At 68.6% G+C, this 1514-nt stretch carries 1 protein-coding gene; it reads left to right on the forward strand.

The annotated features are described in order from the left end of the window. Positions 1-125 precede the first annotated feature (125 nt). Positions 126-1208, forward strand: coding sequence for an IS110 family RNA-guided transposase (locus DI276_RS47670; protein WP_112276805.1), 1083 nt, complete (start codon positions 126-128; stop codon positions 1206-1208). The last annotated feature ends 306 nt before the right edge of the window (positions 1209-1514 follow it).

Raw genomic sequence — 1514 nt, forward strand, 5'->3', positions numbered from 1 at the left:
CTAGACGGTATGACCTGACCGCTTGATGTGGAGTGGTTGCGGGCCGGGGCCCCGCTCACGCTTGTTCGTGGGTTGCCGGGCAGGAGTGGCCTGCTCGGCCTATCCGACAGGCGTGGGAGGCCCCGGTGTTTACCGAGCGTACGAGCGTAGGGCTGGACGTGCACGCGCGATCGGTCGTGGCAGCGGCGATCGACGGTGTCACGGGCGAGCTGGTGCAGACGAGACTGACCCCGTCACACGAGCACATTCGATCTTGGTTGGCGCAGGTGGCGGGTCCGGTGGCGGTGGCCTATGAGGCGGGCCCGACCGGGTTCGGCCTGTATCGGGCGTTGACCGCGGCGGGGATCCGGTGCGTGGTCGCGGCGCCGTCGAAGCTGCAGCGCCCGTCGGGTGACCGGGTCAAGACCGACGCCAAGGACGCGGTGCACCTGGCTCGTCTGTTGCGGCTGGGCGAGATCACTCCGGTCGCGGTGCCGACCGTGGATCAGGAGGCGGGACGGGATCTGGTGCGGGCGCGGGAAGATTGCCGTGGTGATCTGATGCGGGCCCGGCATCGGCTGTCGAAACTGTTGCTGCGCCACGGGATCGTCTACTCCGGCGGGCAGGCCTGGACCGGGGCGCACGATACCTGGCTGCGCCGCCTGCGGTTCACCACCGCGGCGATACGTTTGGCGTTCGAGTCCGGCTACGAGACCGTGCTCACGGTCAAGGCACGCCGCGATCGGCTCGACAAGGCGATCACTGTCATGGCCGCCGACGGCGAGTTCACCGGGTGCGTGCGGCGGCTGGGATGCCTGCGTGGTGTCTCGACGCTGACCGGGTTCGCCCTGGCGGTCGAGATCGGTGACTGGCACCGGTTCACCGGCAGGTCCATCGGGTCGTTCGTCGGCCTGGTGCCCAGCGAAAGCTCTTCGGGAGCTTCAAGGGTTCAGGGCTCGATCACCAAGACCGGCAACACCCATGTGCGGCGGCTGCTGGTTGAAGCGGCCTGGCATCACCGCCCCTGTTACCGGCCCGGCGCAACCCTGCGCGAGCGCTGGGAACTGGCTCCACCCGCGGCCAGAGCCCGCGGCGACGCCGGCAACCGCCGGTTGCACGACCGCTGGATCGGATTCAACCTGCGCCGCAAACGCGCGGTGATCGCCAACGTCGCCATCGCCCGTGAGCTGGCCGGCTGGTGCTGGTCCCTGGCCGTGATGGACGACTGACCGGCACGGTCACAGACCTGCTTCGTCGCCACCGTTGTGGCAGGACAGCAGCGCGTGGAGCGACCCGCGACTCGACTATGAGCAACCGACTTCCACGTCGGCGACGCTCGACGCTAGACACGCGGACCGCTCCTGCCGAACAGCCCGTCCTGCGGTAACCAACCCGCGCATATCAGTCTGACCGCGCGTCGCCAACGACACGCTCACCCACCACAACAACCGCGACGAAGCACGAGGCGCCCGCCAGGAACATCCTTGCGGGCGCCTCACCTTGCCCCTTGACACGAGGCCACTACATATCAGTCG

This window comes from Lentzea terrae, assembly GCF_003265345.1.
Lineage (GTDB): Bacteria > Actinomycetota > Actinomycetes > Mycobacteriales > Pseudonocardiaceae > Lentzea > Lentzea terrae.